The sequence below is a fragment of the Romboutsia sp. 1001285H_161024_C4 genome, from assembly GCF_015550185.1.
Taxonomy (GTDB): Bacteria; Bacillota; Clostridia; order Peptostreptococcales; family Peptostreptococcaceae; genus Romboutsia_C; species Romboutsia_C hominis.
In genome coordinates this window covers 254,679-275,015 of sequence record NZ_JADNAJ010000001.1, presented here as the reverse complement: position 1 = coordinate 275,015, position 20,337 = coordinate 254,679, and the positions used below count along the sequence as shown (strand labels likewise).

At 28.3% G+C, this 20,337-nt stretch carries 21 protein-coding genes; all 21 read right to left on the bottom strand.

Translation table 11 applies throughout. From position 1 onward, the window contains the following. Positions 1-10 precede the first annotated feature (10 nt). The gene (locus I1959_RS01445) at positions 11-820 is read right to left on the bottom strand and encodes a CheR family methyltransferase (RefSeq protein ID WP_195236890.1); all 810 of its coding nucleotides are present in this window, start codon (positions 818-820) and stop codon (positions 11-13) included. Beyond that, entirely contained in the window at positions 804-1,286 is a 483-nt protein-coding gene (locus tag I1959_RS01440; RefSeq protein ID WP_092926842.1) for a chemotaxis protein CheW, read from the bottom strand. Before I1959_RS01440 ends, I1959_RS01445 begins: the two co-directional genes overlap by 17 nt. 19 nt (positions 1,287-1,305) lie before the next feature. Then, complete coding sequence (locus I1959_RS01435) at positions 1,306-1,791, bottom strand: chemotaxis protein CheD (RefSeq protein ID WP_166505011.1); 486 nt, start codon at positions 1,789-1,791, stop codon at positions 1,306-1,308. A 10-nt stretch (positions 1,792-1,801) separates the two neighbouring features. Next, the gene (locus tag I1959_RS01430) at positions 1,802-2,416 is read right to left on the bottom strand and encodes a chemotaxis protein CheC (protein ID WP_195236889.1); all 615 of its coding nucleotides are present in this window, start codon (positions 2,414-2,416) and stop codon (positions 1,802-1,804) included. Between the two features lie 16 nt (positions 2,417-2,432). Then, entirely contained in the window at positions 2,433-3,500 is a 1,068-nt protein-coding gene (locus I1959_RS01425; protein WP_166505010.1) for a protein-glutamate methylesterase/protein-glutamine glutaminase, read from the bottom strand. 25 nt (positions 3,501-3,525) lie between these two features. Beyond that, positions 3,526-5,670, bottom strand: a complete 2,145-nt coding sequence (locus I1959_RS01420; protein ID WP_166505009.1) for a chemotaxis protein CheA — start codon at positions 5,668-5,670, stop codon at positions 3,526-3,528. 107 nt (positions 5,671-5,777) lie between these two features. After that, positions 5,778-7,523, bottom strand: coding sequence for a methyl-accepting chemotaxis protein (locus I1959_RS01415; RefSeq protein WP_243239963.1), 1,746 nt, complete (start codon positions 7,521-7,523; stop codon positions 5,778-5,780). A 430-nt stretch (positions 7,524-7,953) separates the two neighbouring features. Then, positions 7,954-9,072, bottom strand: coding sequence for a hypothetical protein (locus I1959_RS01410; RefSeq protein ID WP_195236888.1), 1,119 nt, complete (start codon positions 9,070-9,072; stop codon positions 7,954-7,956). Positions 9,073-9,104: 32 nt separating this feature from the next. Further along, the gene (gene fliN / locus I1959_RS01405; RefSeq protein WP_092926849.1) at positions 9,105-9,368 is read right to left on the bottom strand and encodes a flagellar motor switch protein FliN; all 264 of its coding nucleotides are present in this window, start codon (positions 9,366-9,368) and stop codon (positions 9,105-9,107) included. Between the two features lie 3 nt (positions 9,369-9,371). Further along, a complete protein-coding gene (locus I1959_RS01400; RefSeq protein WP_092926851.1) occupies positions 9,372-10,259 on the bottom strand; it encodes a flagellar motor switch protein FliM in 888 nt (295 codons plus the stop codon). Between the two features lie 64 nt (positions 10,260-10,323). Beyond that, on the bottom strand, positions 10,324-11,073 hold the full coding sequence (locus I1959_RS01395; protein WP_092926853.1) for a flagellar hook-basal body complex protein: 750 nt from the start codon (positions 11,071-11,073) through the stop codon (positions 10,324-10,326). 12 nt (positions 11,074-11,085) lie between these two features. Then, on the bottom strand, positions 11,086-11,859 hold the full coding sequence (locus I1959_RS01390) for a flagellar hook-basal body complex protein (protein ID WP_166505006.1): 774 nt from the start codon (positions 11,857-11,859) through the stop codon (positions 11,086-11,088). Between the two features lie 15 nt (positions 11,860-11,874). Continuing rightward, positions 11,875-12,588, bottom strand: coding sequence for a sigma-70 family RNA polymerase sigma factor (locus I1959_RS01385; RefSeq protein ID WP_092926857.1), 714 nt, complete (start codon positions 12,586-12,588; stop codon positions 11,875-11,877). Positions 12,589-12,605: 17 nt separating this feature from the next. After that, positions 12,606-14,663, bottom strand: coding sequence for a flagellar biosynthesis protein FlhA (flhA, locus tag I1959_RS01380; RefSeq protein ID WP_195236887.1), 2,058 nt, complete (start codon positions 14,661-14,663; stop codon positions 12,606-12,608). 17 nt (positions 14,664-14,680) lie between these two features. Continuing rightward, positions 14,681-16,507 (bottom strand): fused FliR family export protein/FlhB family type III secretion system protein, encoded by a 1,827-nt coding sequence (locus tag I1959_RS01375; protein WP_195236886.1) that lies wholly within the window; start codon positions 16,505-16,507, stop codon positions 14,681-14,683. A 4-nt stretch (positions 16,508-16,511) separates the two neighbouring features. Further along, complete coding sequence (gene fliQ, locus I1959_RS01370; protein WP_092926863.1) at positions 16,512-16,781, bottom strand: flagellar biosynthesis protein FliQ; 270 nt, start codon at positions 16,779-16,781, stop codon at positions 16,512-16,514. A gap of 13 nt (positions 16,782-16,794) precedes the next feature. Further along, positions 16,795-17,463: a flagellar type III secretion system pore protein FliP gene (gene fliP, locus I1959_RS01365; protein ID WP_092926865.1), complete on the bottom strand. Its 669-nt coding sequence runs from the start codon at positions 17,461-17,463 to the stop codon at positions 16,795-16,797. Then, positions 17,447-17,908, bottom strand: coding sequence for a FliO/MopB family protein (locus I1959_RS01360; RefSeq protein ID WP_195236885.1), 462 nt, complete (start codon positions 17,906-17,908; stop codon positions 17,447-17,449). Before I1959_RS01360 ends, fliP begins: the two co-directional genes overlap by 17 nt. A gap of 11 nt (positions 17,909-17,919) precedes the next feature. After that, positions 17,920-18,627, bottom strand: a complete 708-nt coding sequence (locus tag I1959_RS01355; protein ID WP_195236884.1) for an OmpA family protein — start codon at positions 18,625-18,627, stop codon at positions 17,920-17,922. Continuing rightward, positions 18,617-19,432 carry a motility protein A gene (locus I1959_RS01350; RefSeq protein WP_092926871.1) on the bottom strand — a complete coding sequence of 272 codons (816 nt, stop codon included), beginning with the start codon at positions 19,430-19,432 and terminating at the stop codon, positions 18,617-18,619. The genes I1959_RS01355 and I1959_RS01350 overlap by 11 nt, the downstream gene beginning before the upstream one ends. Before the next feature lie 20 nt (positions 19,433-19,452). After that, entirely contained in the window at positions 19,453-20,322 is an 870-nt protein-coding gene (locus I1959_RS01345; protein WP_166505001.1) for a flagellar hook-basal body complex protein, read from the bottom strand. Positions 20,323-20,337 lie beyond the last annotated feature (15 nt).

The following is a 20,337-nucleotide window of genomic DNA, read 5'->3' as shown; positions in this document are numbered from 1 at the left end:
CAATTACTTGTTATAAATTTTTTCTATATACAGATGGTCTCACTCTTTCAAAGTCAGTTTGTAGATTAGATAAATTTTCTGACATACCTATTATCAGGTATCCTCCTGGTTTTAATGAATCATATAATTTCTTACATAATTTTTGCTTTGTAGGATTATCAAAATAAATCATAACATTTCTACAAAATATGACATCATACTTAGAATGATTCCAGCCTATATTGTCATTTAAGTTAAAGTATTTAAATTCTACTATGTTTCTTACATTATCTGTAATTTTATAATTTCTATCATTTAATTTCCTAAAAAAGCTCTTAATCCATGCTGGTGGTAGTTTAGCTATTTTGTCTTGTGAATAAATCCCCATTTTAGCTTGATTTAAGACATTATTTGATATATCAGATGCAGTTACAGAAACTTTTAACCTAGGATTTTTAGACATCATTTGTTGAGCTAACATGGCTATACAATAAGGTTCTTCTCCAGTAGATGAAGCTGCTGACCAAATTTTAACTCCTCCTATTGGAGGTTTTTTTAAAGCATGTGTTAAAACTTCATCCCTTAAAAATTCATAATGTTGTTCCTCACGCATAAAATATGTAAAGTTTGTAGTTAACTTTTCTACTAAAACTGCTGCTTGTTCTCCACTTTTATCTTGCGTTAAATTGTCTATGTAACTCTTAAAATCTCTAAAGCCTAATCTTTTTACCATAAGACCTAATCTAGTTTCTATCAGGGTCCTTTTTTTGTCAAGATTTATCCCATAATTATTATACATAAAGTTCTTTAGTCTTATGAAATCTTTATCTGTTAAGTGCATAATCTATATCCTCTACAATTTTTACTAATGAATCACAATCTAGTATTAATTGAACTTCATTATTTATTTCGCTAACTCCCTTTATAAAATTAGGCTTATCATCACTATCATTTGAATCCATTTTCATACTTTGACCATCAGGAATATGAATAACCTCATTTACTGCATCTACAATTAAACCTATTTTTTCATCATTATTTTCAATTATTATTATGCAAGTTCTCTCATCATATTCTTTTGGACTAATTCCAAATCTCATTCTTGCATCCATAACAGGTATTATATTACTTCTTAAGTTTATAATTCCTTTTATATATTCAGGTATAAATGGAACTTTAGTTATAGGTAGCATTTCAATAATTTCTGTAATATATTTTGATGATAAAGCATATTTTTGATTATCTATAATAAATACCATACATAAATCATCAATTTTATTATCTATTATTTCATCATTTGTGCTCATATATAAGGCATCCTCCTTTTTAAATGACTTTTTCACCTTTTCCTACACTTTTGATTTTTAGTTTACTTGTTAATACATCAAAAGTAATAGTTCTACCACATGTTCCTAAAACATCTTCAGATACAATAGGTATATGTAATTTTTTTAATGTTTCTTTACATGCCTTTACATTTTTTTCTCCAATAGTAAATATACTACTATCTGCGTTTTTAAAAGTAAACATGTGAGCTCCACCCGCTATTTTAGCTTTTATAAACATTGGATTTGCTCCTGATTTTTTCATTTCTTCATACAGTAAACTTATTCCAGTATCTGCATATTTAGCTTTATTTACAACTTGTCTCTCATTCTTTGAATCTGATAATAAAATATGAACTAAACCTGCTATCTTTTTTGTTTCGTCATATAATACTATTCCACAACATGATCCTAATCCAATAGTCGTAATTTGGTCTGGAGCCTTAACAATATTAAAATCGGCTATACCAACCGTTATATTTTTCATTTTTTATCTCCTAAACATTAAATCCTAGTGATGCTAATAATTTATCACATGATTCAGCCTTTGGTAGGAAATAATATTTTCCTTCTATTTCATGATCTTCCGTGAAAAAGTCTGTTTCTATACAAAGTATAGAATCAAATACAGGCCCATATAATGACATTGGTAAATTCATAATAGCCATGACCATATCTACACTAAAATATGGAATAGAAGGAGTTACATTTAAATTTGTCATATCCGAAATTGCTGTTAAATACGTTCCACAAAGTATATTACAAACTTCACCAATAGAAGATAATGTTTCACAAACTTTATTATAATCATTTCTATCGCAATCTATTTTACTTCCTGTAAGTCTAGATAATAAATTGAATGCAGAATCTACCTTCATTATCACCATAATAAAACCTTCCATATCTCCTGATAGTTGAAGTACCGTTCCAACAACTAACTCCTCTGGTGATTCATAGCTATCTGTTATATCAGAAAAACCTACCATATCACTTTTAGGAATACCTATATCTACTAACTCATTTAACATAACTGCCAATGAATTAGATGCATTTCCTGATCCTATATTACTTATCTCTCGAAATACATTTAATTTATCACATTCAAATTTCATATATATTATCCTCCAACTATCCTTTTACTTTCGATGTTAATTGTCTTCTTTTTAACTGATTTAATATAATATTTGGCATCATATCTAAAGATGCTTCTTTTAGCACTGCTCCAATTTTCTTAGCAACCATAGGCATACCATATACAACACAAGAGTTTTTATCTTGTCCTATGGTATATCCGCCTTCATTTTTTATACTTAAAAGTCCTCTTGCTCCATCTGACCCCATACCCGTTAAAATAACTCCTATTGAATTATCCTTTGCTTGCTTTGCAACGGACATAAATAAATAATCTACTGACGGACAATGACCACTAATCTTTTGGCCTTTTTTTATATCTAAGATATATTTTCCATTTCTTTTTATAATTCCCATCTGTAATGCTCCTGGGGCAATATAAGCATGTCCACTTAATAGTTCTTCTCCATCTTCACCTTCTTTTACTTTTAATACGCACCCTCTATCTAATCTTTCTGCATATTTTTTTGTAAATATTGGTGGCATATGTTGTGTTATTACAATTGGTGGCAATCCTAGTGGTAGTTGTTTTAATAACTTTTCTACTGCCTCAACACCTCCCATAGAAGCTCCTATGGCAATTATATCTTTATCATTTTTTCTTACTATATTATTTTCTAATAACTTACGTTTATTTTGTATAATACTAGATTGAACTTTTGTTTTCTTGTCTAATTTTGCAATAGATGCTTCCTTTATTTTTGTCGATAAATCATCAAAAAACTGGTTCATCGTATCTGCAGTAGGCTTTCCAACAAATCCTACTGCTCCTGCATCTATAGCTTCGAAGCATCTTCCATCTGCTCCACTTATTACAATAGTTGGTACTGGATGTTGTTCCATTAGTATTTTTAAAAACTCAATACCATTTATACCTGGCATTTCTATATCTAAAGTTAATACATCTGGCTTAAGTTGTATTACTTTGTCTTTTGCTTCAAAAGAATCTTTAGCTGTTCCTACAACTTCTATACCTGAATATTCTCGTAATCTAGTTGACACTACTCTTCTAAATACCATAGAGTCATCTATTACTAAAACTTTTATTTTTTTACTACCTTCCATAGATATCTCTCCTTAGATAACTAAATTACTTGTGTATTATTGCATTTACATCAAGTATTAAACTAATTGAGCCATCTTCTAAAATAGAGCATCCTGACATATAAGATTGAACTTTGTCAAATTGAGTAAGTAAAGTCGGTATTGGCTTTATAACCACTTGTTGTTGACCTAAAATTCCATCTACTATGATACACACATTTCCCATTTCAGACTCTACTAATATCATAATACCTTCATCATTTTTCTCAGAGTTAATACCTAATACATTAGAAACCCTTACTATTTCATAGCAATTTCCTCTTATAATGCTATGTTCTTGCCCATTAGGATTTTTAACTATTTCATAGTCTCCTTGTCTAAATACTTCTTTTATACTTAGAGCTGGTATAATATAAATTTGATCCCCTATATTTACCTTCATTCCATCTACTATCGCTAATGTTAAAGGAATTCTAAGTATAAATGTTGTACCATTTCCTGGCTCGCTATCAATACTTATTGAGCCTCTTAACTTACGTATATTGGTATATACAACATCCATACCTACTCCTCTTCCAGAGTATTCACTTACTGCTTCTTTTGTTGAAAAGCCTGGTGCCATTATAAAGTTATATGCTTCTTTGTCACTTATTTCATCTATACTTTTAGTTGTTATTCCTTTTTCAATAGCTTTTTTTACTATAGTTTCTTTATTTAAACCTCTACCATCATCTTTAATTATTATTACAACATCTCCACCAGTATTTTTAGCTTCTAATGTTACAGTAGCTCTTTCTGGCTTAGTTGTATTTTTACGTTCTTCCAAAGTTTCAATACCATGATCCATACTATTTCTAATCATGTGCATTAAAGGATCTGAAATATTTTCTAATATGTTTCTATCTACTTCTGTTTGCTCTCCTATTAAAACTAAGTCTACTAATTTTCCAGTTTTTCTACTCATATCTCTTACAACTCTTTGCATTTTAGTAAAGGTTGAAGATATTGGAACCATACGCATAGACATTACAACATCTTGTAATTCATTAGTTAATTGGTGAAGCCTTCTAGCTTGTTTTTCAAAGCTATCTCTGTCAAAGTTTTCTACTTGAGATTGCTTTTCTACCATTGACTCTGTAGTAACTATTTCTCCAACAAGGTTCATTAATGTATCTATTTTATTAATATTTACTGTTAGATAGCTATTTTTACTATGTGCATGACCTTGATTTTGTTCTTCTTTTTTATCTTTCTTTTGAACTTGTGCTTGTTTTTCCTCTATTATATTTGTACTTTGTTCTTTTGACTCTTCTACTACCTCTGCACTTTCTTCTTTTGGAGCTTCTATTATTTCTTCATTAATATCACAATTTTTTTCTTCCTTTATTTCTTCTTTTGGAGCAATTATTCCAAATACACTTTCTAACTCTTCATCATTTAGTCTATGTATTTCGTATTTATCTAAAAACATTGTATCTTTTATAGCTTCTTCTATTAATGATTGTTCCTGAACTGTTCTCATATATAATACAAATCCGTCTTTAATTATTACATCATCACAGTCTGAATCTAAATCTTGTGGTATATGCTTTACTTCAGAGCATAGACTTTGTAATATTGTTAGTACACCTAAAGCCCTTATGCTTTCCATTGCACATCCTTTTTCAAAGAATACTTTTGCACATAAATAATTTTCATTACTATTTTTAGCTGTAATTTTTTCTTCTTTATTTTCCGCTAACTCTTGTATATTTTCATTTGATTTATTATCTATATCATCTTCTTTATTTGTTGCACTTTTTAAAAAATTAATTGCCTTATCATGTAGTTCTTCAATACTTGCTTCTGGAAGAAGACCATCTTGAATATTTAACATTTCTTCTTTCAAGAAATCTATACTCGCTAAAACAAGATCAACAACTTCATCCCACTGATTACTTGAAAGTTCTAACCCATTACGTATTGCATCAAATATGTCTTCTACACTATGAGTTAGTTTTGTTAAACTATCATACCCCATCATTGCAGACGAACCTTTAATAGTATGCATCGCTCGGAAAATTTCTTCTATATGCTCTTTATCTAACTTCCCATTTTCTGATTGACCTGCAAGTAAAATCTCTTCCAATTGTTCTAATAACTGCATATTTTCATGCACATAAAATTCATTTAAAGAATCTACTCCACTCATATTTCTCTCCTTTATTAAATAAGATAACTCCTTTAAAACTAACTTTTAAAAATGGAAGCTAAAAGCTTCCATTTTTTAAATCATAATTTATGATATATTATTTTTTACTAAAACTCATTCATTTCAAAATAGCTAGCTTCGTCAGTATTAAAGTTTATTGATCTATTTGAACCATTTACATCTTTTAATCTAAAGTTTTCAATAAGTGATTTTAACATTTGTGCTTGACCACTTAATTCTTCACTTGCTGCAGCACTTTCTTCTGAAGTTGCTGAATTTGTTTGCACCACTTCAGAAATTTGTTCAACACCTAATGTAACTTGAGCTATAGCAACAGCTTCTTCTTCTGATGTTTTAGCTATATCATTTACTATAACAGTAGTTCTGTTTGTTGTATCTATTATCTTTTGAAGAGATTGTGCTGTATTATCAACTATTTCAGTTCCTTTATTTACAGCTTCCATAGAATTTTCAATTAATGTAGCTGTGTTCTTTGCAGCTTCTGCTGATTTAGCAGCTAGATTTCTTACTTCATCTGCAACTACAGCAAATCCTTTACCTGCAGAACCTGCTCTAGCAGCCTCAACAGCAGCATTAAGTGCTAGTATATTTGTTTGGAATGCTATATCGTCTATAGTTTTTATAATTCTGCTTATTTCGTTAGACGTAAATGATATTTCTTCCATAGCATTTACCATTTGTTTCATTTGTTCATTACCTTCTTGAACTTGTTTTGCAGAACTGTTAGTTAATGAGTTAGCATTTCTTGCATTGTCAGCTGTTTCTTTTATCTTATCTGATATTTCTATTATTGTTGCTGATAATTCTTGTATAGCACTTGCTTGTTCTGTAGCACCTTGAGCTAACATTTGTGATCCACTTGAAACTTGATTTGATGCTGCTTCAACTTCTTCTGCAGCTGCATTTATTTGTGCTATTGTTTCACTTAAATCATTACTTATTCTTGTAACAGACTTTTCTATATCTTTAAATACGCCTATATATTCAACATTAGTTTCAACATTAAAGTTACCTTTAGCAAGTTCTCCTAGTACACAAACAGTGTCATCTACTATTGATTTTACTTCTTTACTCATATGACGCATACTTTCAGATAATAAACCTAATTCATCTTTTGATTCGTATTCTATATTTATATCAAAATCTCCATTTGCCATTTTATTTGAAGCTTCTTCTATTTCTTCAATTGGCTTTGTTAAAGATTTTGTTATATAAATTGATATAGCAAGACCGACAACTATAGTTAATACACTTACGGCTACAGATGCAATTATTGCATTTTTTACTGTTTCATGGATGTTTTTATTAAATTCAATACCTCTTTGGTTAGATCCTTCGTTTAACTTTACAGCAAGATCTACAGCTTTGTTATAATCATTATAAAATGGAGTATTTTCATCACTCATTTCCATAGCTTTTTTGTAATCACCAGTTCTTGCCACATCATAAATATTTTGACACTCTAATTTATAATTATTTACAGCAGTTCTAACCTCTTCAAGATCACTTTTATCTCCTGTAAATGTTTTAGATATTTTATCTATTCTATTGTTTATACTGTCAAAATTTTCTTTTGCCTTTTGGAAGTAAACATCAGGCTTTTGTCTAAGTACGATATTAACTGTATTTCTTCCGGCAGAAACTAAATCCCTACGTATACCCATAGTTTCATTAGTTCCTACATACGGTCCATTAAATAGCTGAGAATTTAACTCTTCCGCTTCTTTTAATTTCGATATTGTATATATACTTGAAAATGTAGCAAGTAGTAATACAATTATAAATGATATTGCAAGTTTTCTACCTATTTTTAAATCTTTAAACTTTCTCATAATCGTCTCCCTATAATTCATATTAGATAATATAGATTTTAAAATTATACATAAGTATATAAACTATTTTAATTCCTTATAAAATTTTGAGCTTTGATTATATTAATATATGATTCTATGTTATTAGTTTATATTTCATTAATATTAATTCTTGAAGTTCGTGCACGCTAAATCCTAAATATACCTTTAATAAACATACCAAATATATTAAATACATTTAACATATATTTTATACGGATACTTAATTTAATACTTTAGATTTTATATATTATGTTTTTAATAATTACATAATATGAATAAATTTTATATTCTATTTATACGGATAAAAAACAAATACTTTATATATTAAATATTTTTTTATATTTAATATATAAAAATAAAGCATATGAAGCTATTTAATATATTTATAATAGACTCATATGCTTTATTTTTATATTTTTTTTATACTGTAGTCTTTAGATCTCTTACTTTTATGTTCATTTAAAAGTAAAGTAAGGGTTTGAATTATTTCATATTCACTAGGTAATATTATTACACGTCTTGAATCTAATACAAACTTAGTTTCCTTGGTTACAAGAGTATTACTAGATACTTTCTTATTTACACTCCCCTTCATATCCATAAGAAGTTTAGTAACTTCACCCTTTGTAATGTTTTTTAGTATAAGTTTTACTTCTTTTTCAGTCAATAAATTTTCATAGCTAACTTTTTCTAATTCTTCATCGAATAATTCCATTATGGATGATGTACTATTTTTTACATATTTTTTCGTGATAAAGTTTATACTTTTTATCATAATAAAAGCAACTATAGACATTGTAATAGCATTTAATAATAAATATACTATTTCATTTGAAATATTTTCTCCAAAATTAGTAGCAATCTGTACAATCATAAACCCTAGTAATCCACCTAAAAAACCTAGTGGTAAATCTAAACTTTTAAAAATCTTATGTTTTGGATTTAAATCATTTTCTTCAATTTCATTATCTATACTATAGTTTTTAGATTTATATAATTCTACATCCATTAGATTTTCTATTGAAAATATACTCTTTGCAAATTTTAAGTACTCAACTTCATCTGAGTCTTCATCTAGAGTTATCCCATATATAAAGTCTTCACCATAAACTTTTATAGACCTAATTACTGCTTTTTCTAAAGCTTCAATCTTACTTTCTCCATTCCAAATAGATAGTGCATACTCTATACTTCCTGATATGCCAAGTATGTGTTCACATTCTACACTTCCATCTATCTCAAAAAAATCTAAACCTTTAATTTTTCCATCTATAGCTAATTCTTTAGCTTGATTATAACTTATAGTACCTCTTTTTAATATTGCTTTAGGATTCATATCCTTTTGAGCTATACCTTCTTTAATCCTATCTTGAAAATCACTTATAGCTTCCTCATATTTATCAAAAGGTATCTCTATATTAACTGGTGATCCATCTTCATTTACATATCTTAGCATCCCATAATTTAAACAAGCATCTACACACCTTTCCCCCGTACTGCTGTATTTACTTTTTAATATTTTTGCCATGTGCTGCTAACCATCCTTTACTATATAGGTTCTTAGCTTAAAGTTTTTACTAATTCTTCTTCTCCTAATATACTTGTTATTCTTATACCGAAATTTCTATCTACTACTACAACTTGTCCATAACCTATTTTTCTTCCATTTACATATATTTCTACTTCTTGATCTTCGAATGTATCTAATTCTATTAAAGATCCTTTAGATAACTCAAATATATCTTTTAAAGACATCTTAGTTCTTCCAAGTATAGCACTAACTTTTAATTCTATATCTAATACTCTATCAAATTTTTCACTCATATTCTACCCTTCCTTTCTTATAGAGTTTGTTATTATAACACCTTTTTTATTTTTTATAAGTCCAGGTTTACACTTAAATGCTTTAGCCCCTGCAACATACAAATCTAAATCTCCTGCTACTTTTGTATCTAGTGATAAAATATCACCAACTTGTAAGTTTAATAAATCCTCAACACTTATATTTGTTTCACCTAGTCTAGCTACTATATCTACATTTGCACCACAAACATTGTTATAAATTGCATTTGTAAATTCAAAATCATACTCTATATTCTTATTTCTAAATAATATCTTCGTTTCTAGTTGATCTAATATTGGTTCCATGCAACTATAAGGGTTGCAAAAGCGCATTTTTCCGATTTCTTTGTCTCCATACATCATTTTCATATGAGCTATAAGTACTGATTCACTTACTGGATACTTTTTACTAGCACCTGCATTTGAATGTACTCTTAATACTTCTCTTGATTTACAAGTCTCAACTATATATAACCTAGTTAACAATTTTGTGCATAAATGAAAAATTAATTGCTTATCAATTTCTGTTAAATCTCTTTCATAATTTTCAAATACTCCATCTCCACCTAGCATTAAATCTATGTATGTTAATGCTACAGATTTATCAATTTGATAAATAAGATCCTTTACTAGTGGTTGTATTGCATGTTCTACGATAACTGATTTTGGACTTATTGAGTTAATAAATTCTTCATAATTTGTTTGTTCTACTTTTTCAACCTTGCAAGTTATATTAGGTCTTTTTAACTCATATGCTAAAAATAAATTTGTATTTTTGCAATAGTCTTCAGATATAACAGATAAAAATCTCATGTTATCAGTTGAATATCTTTGTGGTTTTTTAAAATCATATGTTTTTACATTTTGTTCCATAAACTGTATATATCTAAAATATATAATTATACATTTTAGAATACTAACTCCTTTCTATAAAAATTTATCTACTTTGTAGATTATTTATCATACTCCACATATCATCAGTAGCTTGTAGCCCCTTACTATTAAATTGGAAACTTCTCTGAGCTATGATTAAGTCTGTCATTTCAGTTTCCATATTTACATTAGACATTTCCACATATCCTTGTAGTATATTTGAATTAGTTACTAACTCAATTTTAGCGCCATCTCTTAAATTAAATAAATTATCACCTGCAGGAATAAAATCTTTATCGCCTTGTACTTTATATAAATTTATCTTACCAACTTCTTCTTTATCTACAAATATTTCTCCCAACTTATTTATGCTTACTTCTCCTTTTGATAAATCAACATCATTTCCATTTATAACTTGTATATCTAATTTATTTCCCTTATCATCAACTAAATCACCATTTGAATCTACATTAAATTCTCCATTTCTAGTATAACTAAATGTACCATTTGGATTTATAACTCTAAAAAATCCATCTCCATCTATAGCTAAATTACTTTTTATTCCTGTATCCTTTATTGCTCCTTGGGATAAGTTTCTAAAAGATTGAGATACTTTTACTCCAGTACCAGTATTGTTATTATTATTGTGTGGATAGTAGCTTCTATCTAATGTTTCATTATACAAATCTAAAAAACCAATGTCTAATTTCTTATACCCTGTAGTCTGCACATTCACCATATTATTTGAAGTTACCTCTATTTTCCCTTGACTTGCAGACATTGCAGATACGCTATTTTTCATTATATTGTACATATTTTATCTCCCTTATCTTACTGTTCCAATTTCATTTGCGACTTTACTAAGAGTAGAATCTATCGTTTGAATAACTTTTTGATTTGCTTCAAATAGTTTTACAGTCTCCATTAATGATGACATTGTACCTATACTATCAACATTTGAACCTTCTAAATACCCTTGTTTGATCTTTATATTATTGGTTTTTATTTCATTTTTACCATTATATAGATTATTTCCACTCTTTGTTAAATCATGTTTATTATCAAACTTAACTATATTAAAATCATACATTTTATTACCATCTATGCTTATACTATTATCTGGATTTATAACTAGCTTTCCATGTCCGACATATATAGGCTCTGAATTATTTGTATTTCTGTTTGTTCCAAGTACATAATCCCCTGATTTTGTTACTAAATACCCTTGATTATCAATATTAAAAGATCCGTTTCTCGTATAAAATGTTTTATTATTATGATCTAATACCTTGAAAAATCCATCACCATCTATAGCAAAGTCAGTATTGTTTTCAGTTGAAATATGTGCACCTTGTTTATGATTTGTAGCATTCTCATCTATTCTTGTACCAAAGCTTAATCCACCTAGCTTTTGTTTATGAGCAATTCCATTTATGTAATTGTCATTATTTGATAGCATAATTTCATCAAAACTTTTCTCAACTAAAGTATCTTCTTTATAACCTACAGTATTTACATTGGCTAAATTATTTGTAACAATACTTTGTTTAGCTTCTAATGCCATCATGGCAGATACAGACGTATATAATCCTCTTATCATTTTTTCTCCCTCCAATTAGTCTATATATTTTAACTTTTTCATAGCTAACTTTAAATTCTTTATGGCTCTACTATTTAATTGGGATACTCTAGACTCAGAAACCCCTAATATTAATCCTATTTCTTTTAATGTTAATTCCTCATAATAGTATAAAGATAAAACAAGCCTATCTTTTTCATTAAGGGTATCTATAGCCTTTGCCATTATTTCTTGTAGCTCATCTTTTTCAACTAAATGTGTCGGAGATAACTCTTCTTTTTCTTTTAAAGTATCTATAAGCTTAACTTCATTTTCATCATCAAAAATTACATTATCAAGATATACGTTGTTTAAATCTAACATTTTTACATTTATATCATTAATTTCATTTTTACTAACACCCATATGATTTGCTATTTCATCTATAGTTGGTTTTCTAAAAAATTTATTTTGCAAAATTTCTACAGCCTTATTATATTCTTTTATTTTGCTCATATACATTCTAGATATAGGTGAGTATTTTCTTATTTCATCAATTATATAAGATGATATTCTTATAGATGCATAAGTTGAAAATTTCACTCCTCTACTTTCATCAAACTTATTAGTTGCGTCTATAAGTCCCATGACTCCATAACTAACTAAATCTTCATATTCCATTCCCATTTTGCTCGTATAGTATTTTGATGCAATATGCTTAACAAGAGGCATATTACTAATTATAAGTTCTTCTTGTTGATGTGACTTCATTATTACATTCCTCCATATTATATATTTACTACACCTTGAGCTTTTATCTGAATATCACTTGGAACTTCATTAAGAGATAGTACTGAGACATTTGGAAATACAATCTCAACTAATTTTCTAAAAGGTGCTCTTATCTTTGGTGATACCAGTAATACTGGTCTGTTATTCGTAAAGTTAATTTCTTCTATTGTCATTTGTATACTATTAAATATTTTATTAGTAGTGTCTGGGTCTATAGCTGGATATGTTCCATTTACTGACCTTTGAAGATTATTTCCGATTAAATTTTCTATTTCCATAGATAATGTAGCTACTGTAATAGAGTTATCCTCATCTATTAATTCCGAGCATATGCTTCTACTCATTGCCATTCTTACATATTCGGTTAAAAGTTCTATATCTTTAGTATTTCTTGCATTATCTGCCAAAGTTTCTAAAATAGTTACTCTATCTTTTATAGCAATTTTTTCTTTAAGAAGGTTTTTAAATACCTTTTGAATTTCACCTAATGTCATTAAATCCGGAATTAGCTCTTCAACAACAGCACTATATCTTTCTTTTGTTTCATCTATTATTTCTTTAACTTCTTGTCGTCCTAAAAGTTCATGAGACTTCGACTTTATAACTTCTAATAGATGTGTTACTAAAATTGTAGTAGGATCTACAACTGTAAACCCATATAATTCTGCTTCTTCTGCTTTATCTTTATTTATCCATAAAGCATCAAGGCCAAATGTAGGTTCTTTTGTTTGTATACCTTCTATACTTGAATCTATTCCCATTGGATTCATACAAAGTAACATAGATGGCATTAAATCATATGTTGCTACTGCAATTCCTTTTATTTTTATACTATATTGATTTGAATTTAGCTGTAAATTATCTCTTATTCTTATTGGTTGAACTATTATACCCATATCAATAGCACATTGTCTTCTTACTGATACAATTCTTTGTAGTAAGTCTCCTCCATTACTTTCATCTACTAGGGGAATTAGACCATATCCTATTTCTACTTCTATAGGTTCTACATTTATTAACTTAGATACATCTTCTGCGTTTTCTAAACTAGCTTGAGCATCTTCTTCTTTATATTCTAAGTCATAAGATTCTGCTTCTTTTTCTTTTTCTGCTTTATTTAATAAAAACGAAATTCCTACTGCTCCTATACCTAATGAGAAAAATGATAGTTTTGGAAGCCCTGGTAAAAAACCTAATACTATAAGAACTATTCCTGTCATTCCTATAGCTTTTGGTATAGATATTAATTGTTTTCCTAGTAAATTTCCAAAACTTTCATCTGAGTCTGATCTAGTTACTAATATACCTGCTGATGTAGATATTAATAGTGCTGGTATTTGACTAACTAGACCATCTCCTATTGTAAGTCTAATATATGTTTGCACAGATTCTGAAAAACTCATCCCAAGCATTATAATACCTATAATAATTCCACCTAATACATTTATAGTTGTTATTATTATACCTGCTATAGCATCTCCCTTTACGAATTTAGATGCTCCATCCATAGCTCCATAGAAATCTGCTTCTTGTTGTAATTCTCTTCTTCTAATTCTTGCCGTTTTTTCATCTATTGTACCTGAGTTTAAATCAGCATCTATACTCATTTGTTTACCTGGCATGGCATCAAGAGTAAATCTTGCTGAAACTTCAGAGACTCTACTTGAACCATTTGTTATGACTATAAACTGAATAATTATTATAATTAAAAATATTATTACTCCAACTACATAATTGCCACCTACAACGAAACTTCCAAATGATTCTATTACATTTCCTGCATAACCTTGCCCTAATATAAGTCTTGTAGATGATATATTTAGAGCTAGTCTAAATAAGGTTGTAACAAGCAATATAGTAGGAAATATTGATAGTTGTAATATATTAGTTGAAAAAAGTGTAAGTAATAATATTAGTAATGAAAATGCTATATTTAATGTTAGCATTACATCCAATAGAAATGGAGGTAGTGGTATTATTATCATTAAAACAATGCCGATTATTCCAAATCCTACTATTATATCAAATCTTTTCTTCAAATCTAGTTTTTCCATCTATGACCTCTTTTTAACTATTTGTATTTATTTTTAATTTTATAAACAGCCACTAATACTTCTGCTACTGCTTGATACATTTCTTCTGGTATTTCTTGATCTATTTCTACCTCTTTATATATAAGTCTTGCTAGAGGTTTATTTTCTAAAATAGGTATATCATGTTCCTTGGCTATTTCTCTTATTTTAAATGCTACTACATCAGCTCCTTTTGCAACAACTATAGGAGTTGTATCTTTTCCTCTTTCATACCTTATTGCTATAGATATGTGTGTTGGATTTGTTACTATTACGGTAGCTGATGGAACAGCTTGCATCATTCTCTTACTAGCCATTTCTCTTTGTCTTTGTTTTATCTTTCCTTTTATATGAGGATCTCCTTCAACTTGCTTAAATTCCTCTTTTACTTCCTGTTTAGTCATTTTTAGACTTTTTCTGTAACTATACTTTTGATATACAAAATCAATTACTGCTATTATTACTACTGCTAAAACTATATTTATTAGTAAATCTTTTATTATATTTACTATAGTGTATATAAGGTATGGAAGATGTATGTCTCCACTGTTCATTATTAATTCGAAATTTTTTTTCATAAAACTGTATCCTATTTCAAAAAGTACAGCTATTACAACTATACTTTTTATCAACATTCCTACAGATTTCATAGAAAACATATTTTTAAATCCATTTATTGGATTAAGTTTTGAAAATTTTGGCTTAATGCTCTCAAAGTTAAACATAAACCCTGTTTGCATAACATTTCCTATTACAGAAAATACAATTATTATCAATCCTATTGGTAAAAATAACTTCATAAATGAAATTATTAAATTTACTGTCAAAGTGTGTAATATGTTATAATCCATATTAAATTTAAAATTATTACTTAAATAATGTATTATATTATTTTTAAAATCTGATATCATATAATTTGACATTGTACCAATTATAAATAATATGGCTATTAGGGTTATTGCAGTTGTTACTTCTTTACTTTTAGCTACATTACCCTTTTTTCTAGCGTCTTTCTTTTTCTTTGATGTAGGTTCTTCTGTTTTATCACCACTAGAAGATAAAATCATACCTACAGGTCCAATAGAGCTTAACACTCCATGCTTTACTTTTAAAGTTCCATCTAGTATAGATGGTAATTGATTAAATAAGTTATGAATTTCTTTTAGTATAAATGGCATTCCTATAATAAAAACTGCTATTCCTACTAAAAGTTTAATTGGCATTCCTATAACCATTACATTAAATTGTGGAACACTTCTTGATATTAATCCCATTATTATCTCAGTTATTATTAAGCAAAGTACAATAGGAACTGCTATTTTAAAACCAATTGCAAAATATTCAATAAATACATTTATTACGTAATCGAAATTTCCAATTAGTATAGATTTTCCTACAGGTATTATCTCAAAGCTATGTTGTATTCCTTCTATTAAACTATGATGTCCGTTCATAGTAAAAAATACCAAAATACCTATCCAATACATTATATTTTCTATAAGTGTTGATTGATTTTTACAGTTAGGATCATATATGTTTATCATAGATAATCCTAACTGTTGATCTATTAAGCTACCTACAATTTTTAAGCTATTAAAACACAAACTTGTTATAAATCCTAATACTAATCCTGTTACTATTTCAACTACACTATAATTTATTAATTGTAAAACTGTAGTAATGTGTACATTTACATGTACCGAAAAAGCTATTATTGTAGACATAAATAATGAAAATACTACTTTAAATATATTTGGTGTTCCTGCAGGAAATATTACATTTATGATAGCAAAAAAGGTTATTATTCTAATAAATATAAATATCAATTTTTTATCCTTTTATATTAGCTATTATACTCATTATTTTTGTTGTAAATTTTATAAGTTCCTGCAACATCCAATTTCCACCTAAAGCTAATGTTAATGCTATAACTATCAACTTAGGTACAAAAGTTAATGTTTGTTCTTGAATCTGAGTAGTTGCTTGAAATACACTTACTAGTAGTCCAACAACTAAAGATAGTATAAGAATTGGGCCTCCCACCAACATACTTGTATATAATGCTTCTTTTACTATACTCATTACCATAGTTTCATTCATAATATTCTCCTCATTATTTAAAGCTTAAAAGTAAAGATTTTATTAATAAATTCCATCCATCTACCATAATAAATAATAGTAATTTAAAAGGTAATGAAATCATAACCGGAGGGAGCATAAACATCCCCATAGACATAAGTGTGCTTGATACCACTAAATCTATTAATAAAAATGGTAAATATATTAAAAATCCTATTTGAAAAGCTGTTTTTAATTCACTTATAGCAAATGCTGGGACTAATATATATAATGGAATATCATCTCTTGTGACTTTTTTTCCATCCATATTAGACATTTCTAAAAATAATTTTATATCTTTTTCTCTTGTCTGCTTTAATAAAAATTTTCTTACAGGTACTTCAGCTTTTTCTATAGCTTCTTTAAATTCAACCTTTTTTTCCATATAAGGTTTTATTGCAGTTTTATTTATATCACTTATAGTAGGTGCCATTATAAATATGGTAAGTGCCATGGCTATACCAATTAAAATCTGATTAGGTATAGATTGCTGTGCTCCTAATGCTGATTTTAAAAATGAGAGTGTAATAATTATTCTAACAAAGCTTGTCATCATAAATATTACAGTTGGCAAAAACATTAAAAATGTTAAAACTATAAATAATTTTATTAAAGGAGCTAAATGTTGCTGATTTTTTAACATCATACTAGCGAAATCTTCCATATTTATTCCTCTTTAAGTTTAATTTATCTATCTTGTATTTACTAAGATTTAAATTATTATAATCTGATTTATTTACTTTAAGGCTTTTATATTTTGATTTATTTCCAAAAAAATTAAATTTCTTATATCTTGGAGTAAACTGCCCTAAGTTTATTTCAGAATCATCTTTTATTTTTTCTATTGAATTTATTTCTTCTTTAGTTAAATCCTTAATTTTATCTACTTTAGAAGGTGATGATACTAATACACATCCCTCATCACCTATCTTTAAAACAAATAAATCTATGTCTTTTTTTAAATTTGTAACTTCTAAAACTTTAGTATATTTTTTGCCTGCAATAGTTGACATACTTGCTTTACTTAATCTTAAAGAAACTACTATTAAGATTAAAATTAGTGGTACAAATATCAATAAATTTATTATATATTGCAACATATTATCCATGATGTTTATTATCACTTCTCCTTTTGCTCAACAATTAAAATATCTACCCTCCTATTTGTTGCCCTGTGTTCTGGTGTATCATTTTTAACTAATGGTTTAAATTCTCCATATCCTTTTGCAGAGAATCTAATAGGATCTAGTTTTTGCTCATCTACGAAATATTCAACTACACCTACAGCTCTTGCAGTTGATAGTTCCCAGTTAGAAGCAAACTCTTTATTATGCATAGGAACATCATCTGTATGACCTTCAACTAAAACGTCATTATCAGTGCTTTTTATTATACTCGTTATTCCATCTAACACTTTTTTTCTATCTTCTTTTAAATTTGCTTTTCCTGGGTCAAATAATATATTTTCTCCTAATTGTAATACTATACCCCTATCTTCTTCTCTAACTTTTATGTCATCTTTAAGACCTTTTTCATCTATTATTTTATTTAATTTTTTAGATAAATCTTCGTATTTTGATGCTAATTTATCTCCATCTTTTTCTATAGCTACCTTTAGCTGGTCTATATTTTTTAAATCAGTTACTTTTGTACTTCCTTGAAGTGAATTTTTTAATGCAGCAGTTAACTCATTAAGTTTTTGAGTATCTACTGCAGACATTGAATATAGCAATATAAAAAATGTAAGAAGTAAAGTTATTGTATCGGCATATGTGTCCATCCACGCATTTGTATTGACATCATCGCCTTTCTTTTTTTTACGCGCCATCTAAATCTGCTACCTTTTCATTTCCTTCTCTTTTATAATATTTTGCTCTTTCTTTTTCATCTAAGAATGCTATTAATTTTTCTTCTATTACTCTTGTACTTTCTCCATTTTGTATACTGCTAATTCCACAAATCATCATTTCCATAAATACAACTTCTTTTTCACCTTTTCCCTCTATATTAAATCCTATAGGGTTTAATACTGCATTTGAGAATAATGCACCGTAAAAAGTAGTTATTAATGCTTTTGACATACCACTTGCTATTACTTCAGGAGAACCCATGTCTGTAAGCATTTGTATTAGACCTATTAGTGTCCCAACCATACCAAATGCTGGTGCATAAGATCCCCATACTTTAAACATTTTAGATCCACCCGAATAAAGTACTTCTTTTTCTGCTATTTCTGTTTCTAATATTTCTTTTATACTTTCAGTGTCCACACCGTCTATTACTAATTCTAATCCTTTTTTTAAAAATTCATCTTCTATCTGCGAAACTTCCTCTTCTATAGCTAGTACTCCATCTTTTCTTATCTTTTTAGAAATTTCTTTAAACTGGTCTACTAAATCCATCTTGTATAAATTGTTTGATGTTGTACATAACTTAAAGTACTTAGGAATCTTTTTTATATCAGCAACCGAAAATGTTACTAATACTGCAGAAAATGATCCTCCTAATGTTATTGCTAAAGAAGGCATATCTATAAATGGTTTGATTCCAGTCCCACCCATAGATATTCCAAACATTACAAGAGCAAAAGCTAGCACTAGTCCTATTGGTGTTAAAATATCAAGCTTTTTCATTTCTTTATCTTTCTCCTCTTTTATCTCTTAAGGTTTATTATCTCTTGTAATAATTCATCACTAGTTGTTATAACTTTACTAGAAGCTTGGAATGCTCTTGTTGTAACTATCATTTCTGTAAATTCTTCTGATAAATCTACGTTAGACATTTCTATGGCTCCTTGGTTAATTTGACCATGAACAGCTGTCTTTAACGGTTGTCCTGAGTTTGCAGATTCTGAATAAAGATTTCCACCTAATAACTTTAATCCTTCTGGATTTTGAAAAACTGCTATTTTAAGTTTTTGCTGTGTTCCTTTAACTATATTTCCATTTTTATCAACTAATGGCATTTTTGTACCATCCTCTAATAAATAAGATATTTTACCTTCCTTATCTATATTAAAAGATAATACCTTTTTAACATTCTTAGCTCCATCTGGTGCTGGATTTCCATTTGCATCTACTGCCTTTGGTATTTCTATAGGATTTCCATCCTCTCCTAATACTTTATAACCATCAGCTGTTACTAAATTACCATTTAAATCTAGACTAAATGATCCATCTCTTGTATATGCATATTGATTAACTCCTGTTTGAACTGTAAAAAAACCATCTCCATCCATAGCTAAATCTGTTGGTCTTCCTGTTGGTTGTATTGGTCCCTGTATCATATTTTTAAAGATACCACTAACTTTAGTACCTATACCAACTTGTCCAGGGTTTACTCCACCAATTACTCCACCTGGAGCACTTGCATATAAAAATGTTTGGTTTAAAGCATCAGAAAATCTTGCAGATTCTTTTTTAAATGCACTTGTTCCAACATTCGCGACATTATTACCAACAACATCCATCTTAGTTTGGTTTGCTTTCATACCGCTTATTCCTGAGTACATTGATCTTAACATAAAACTAATCTCCCT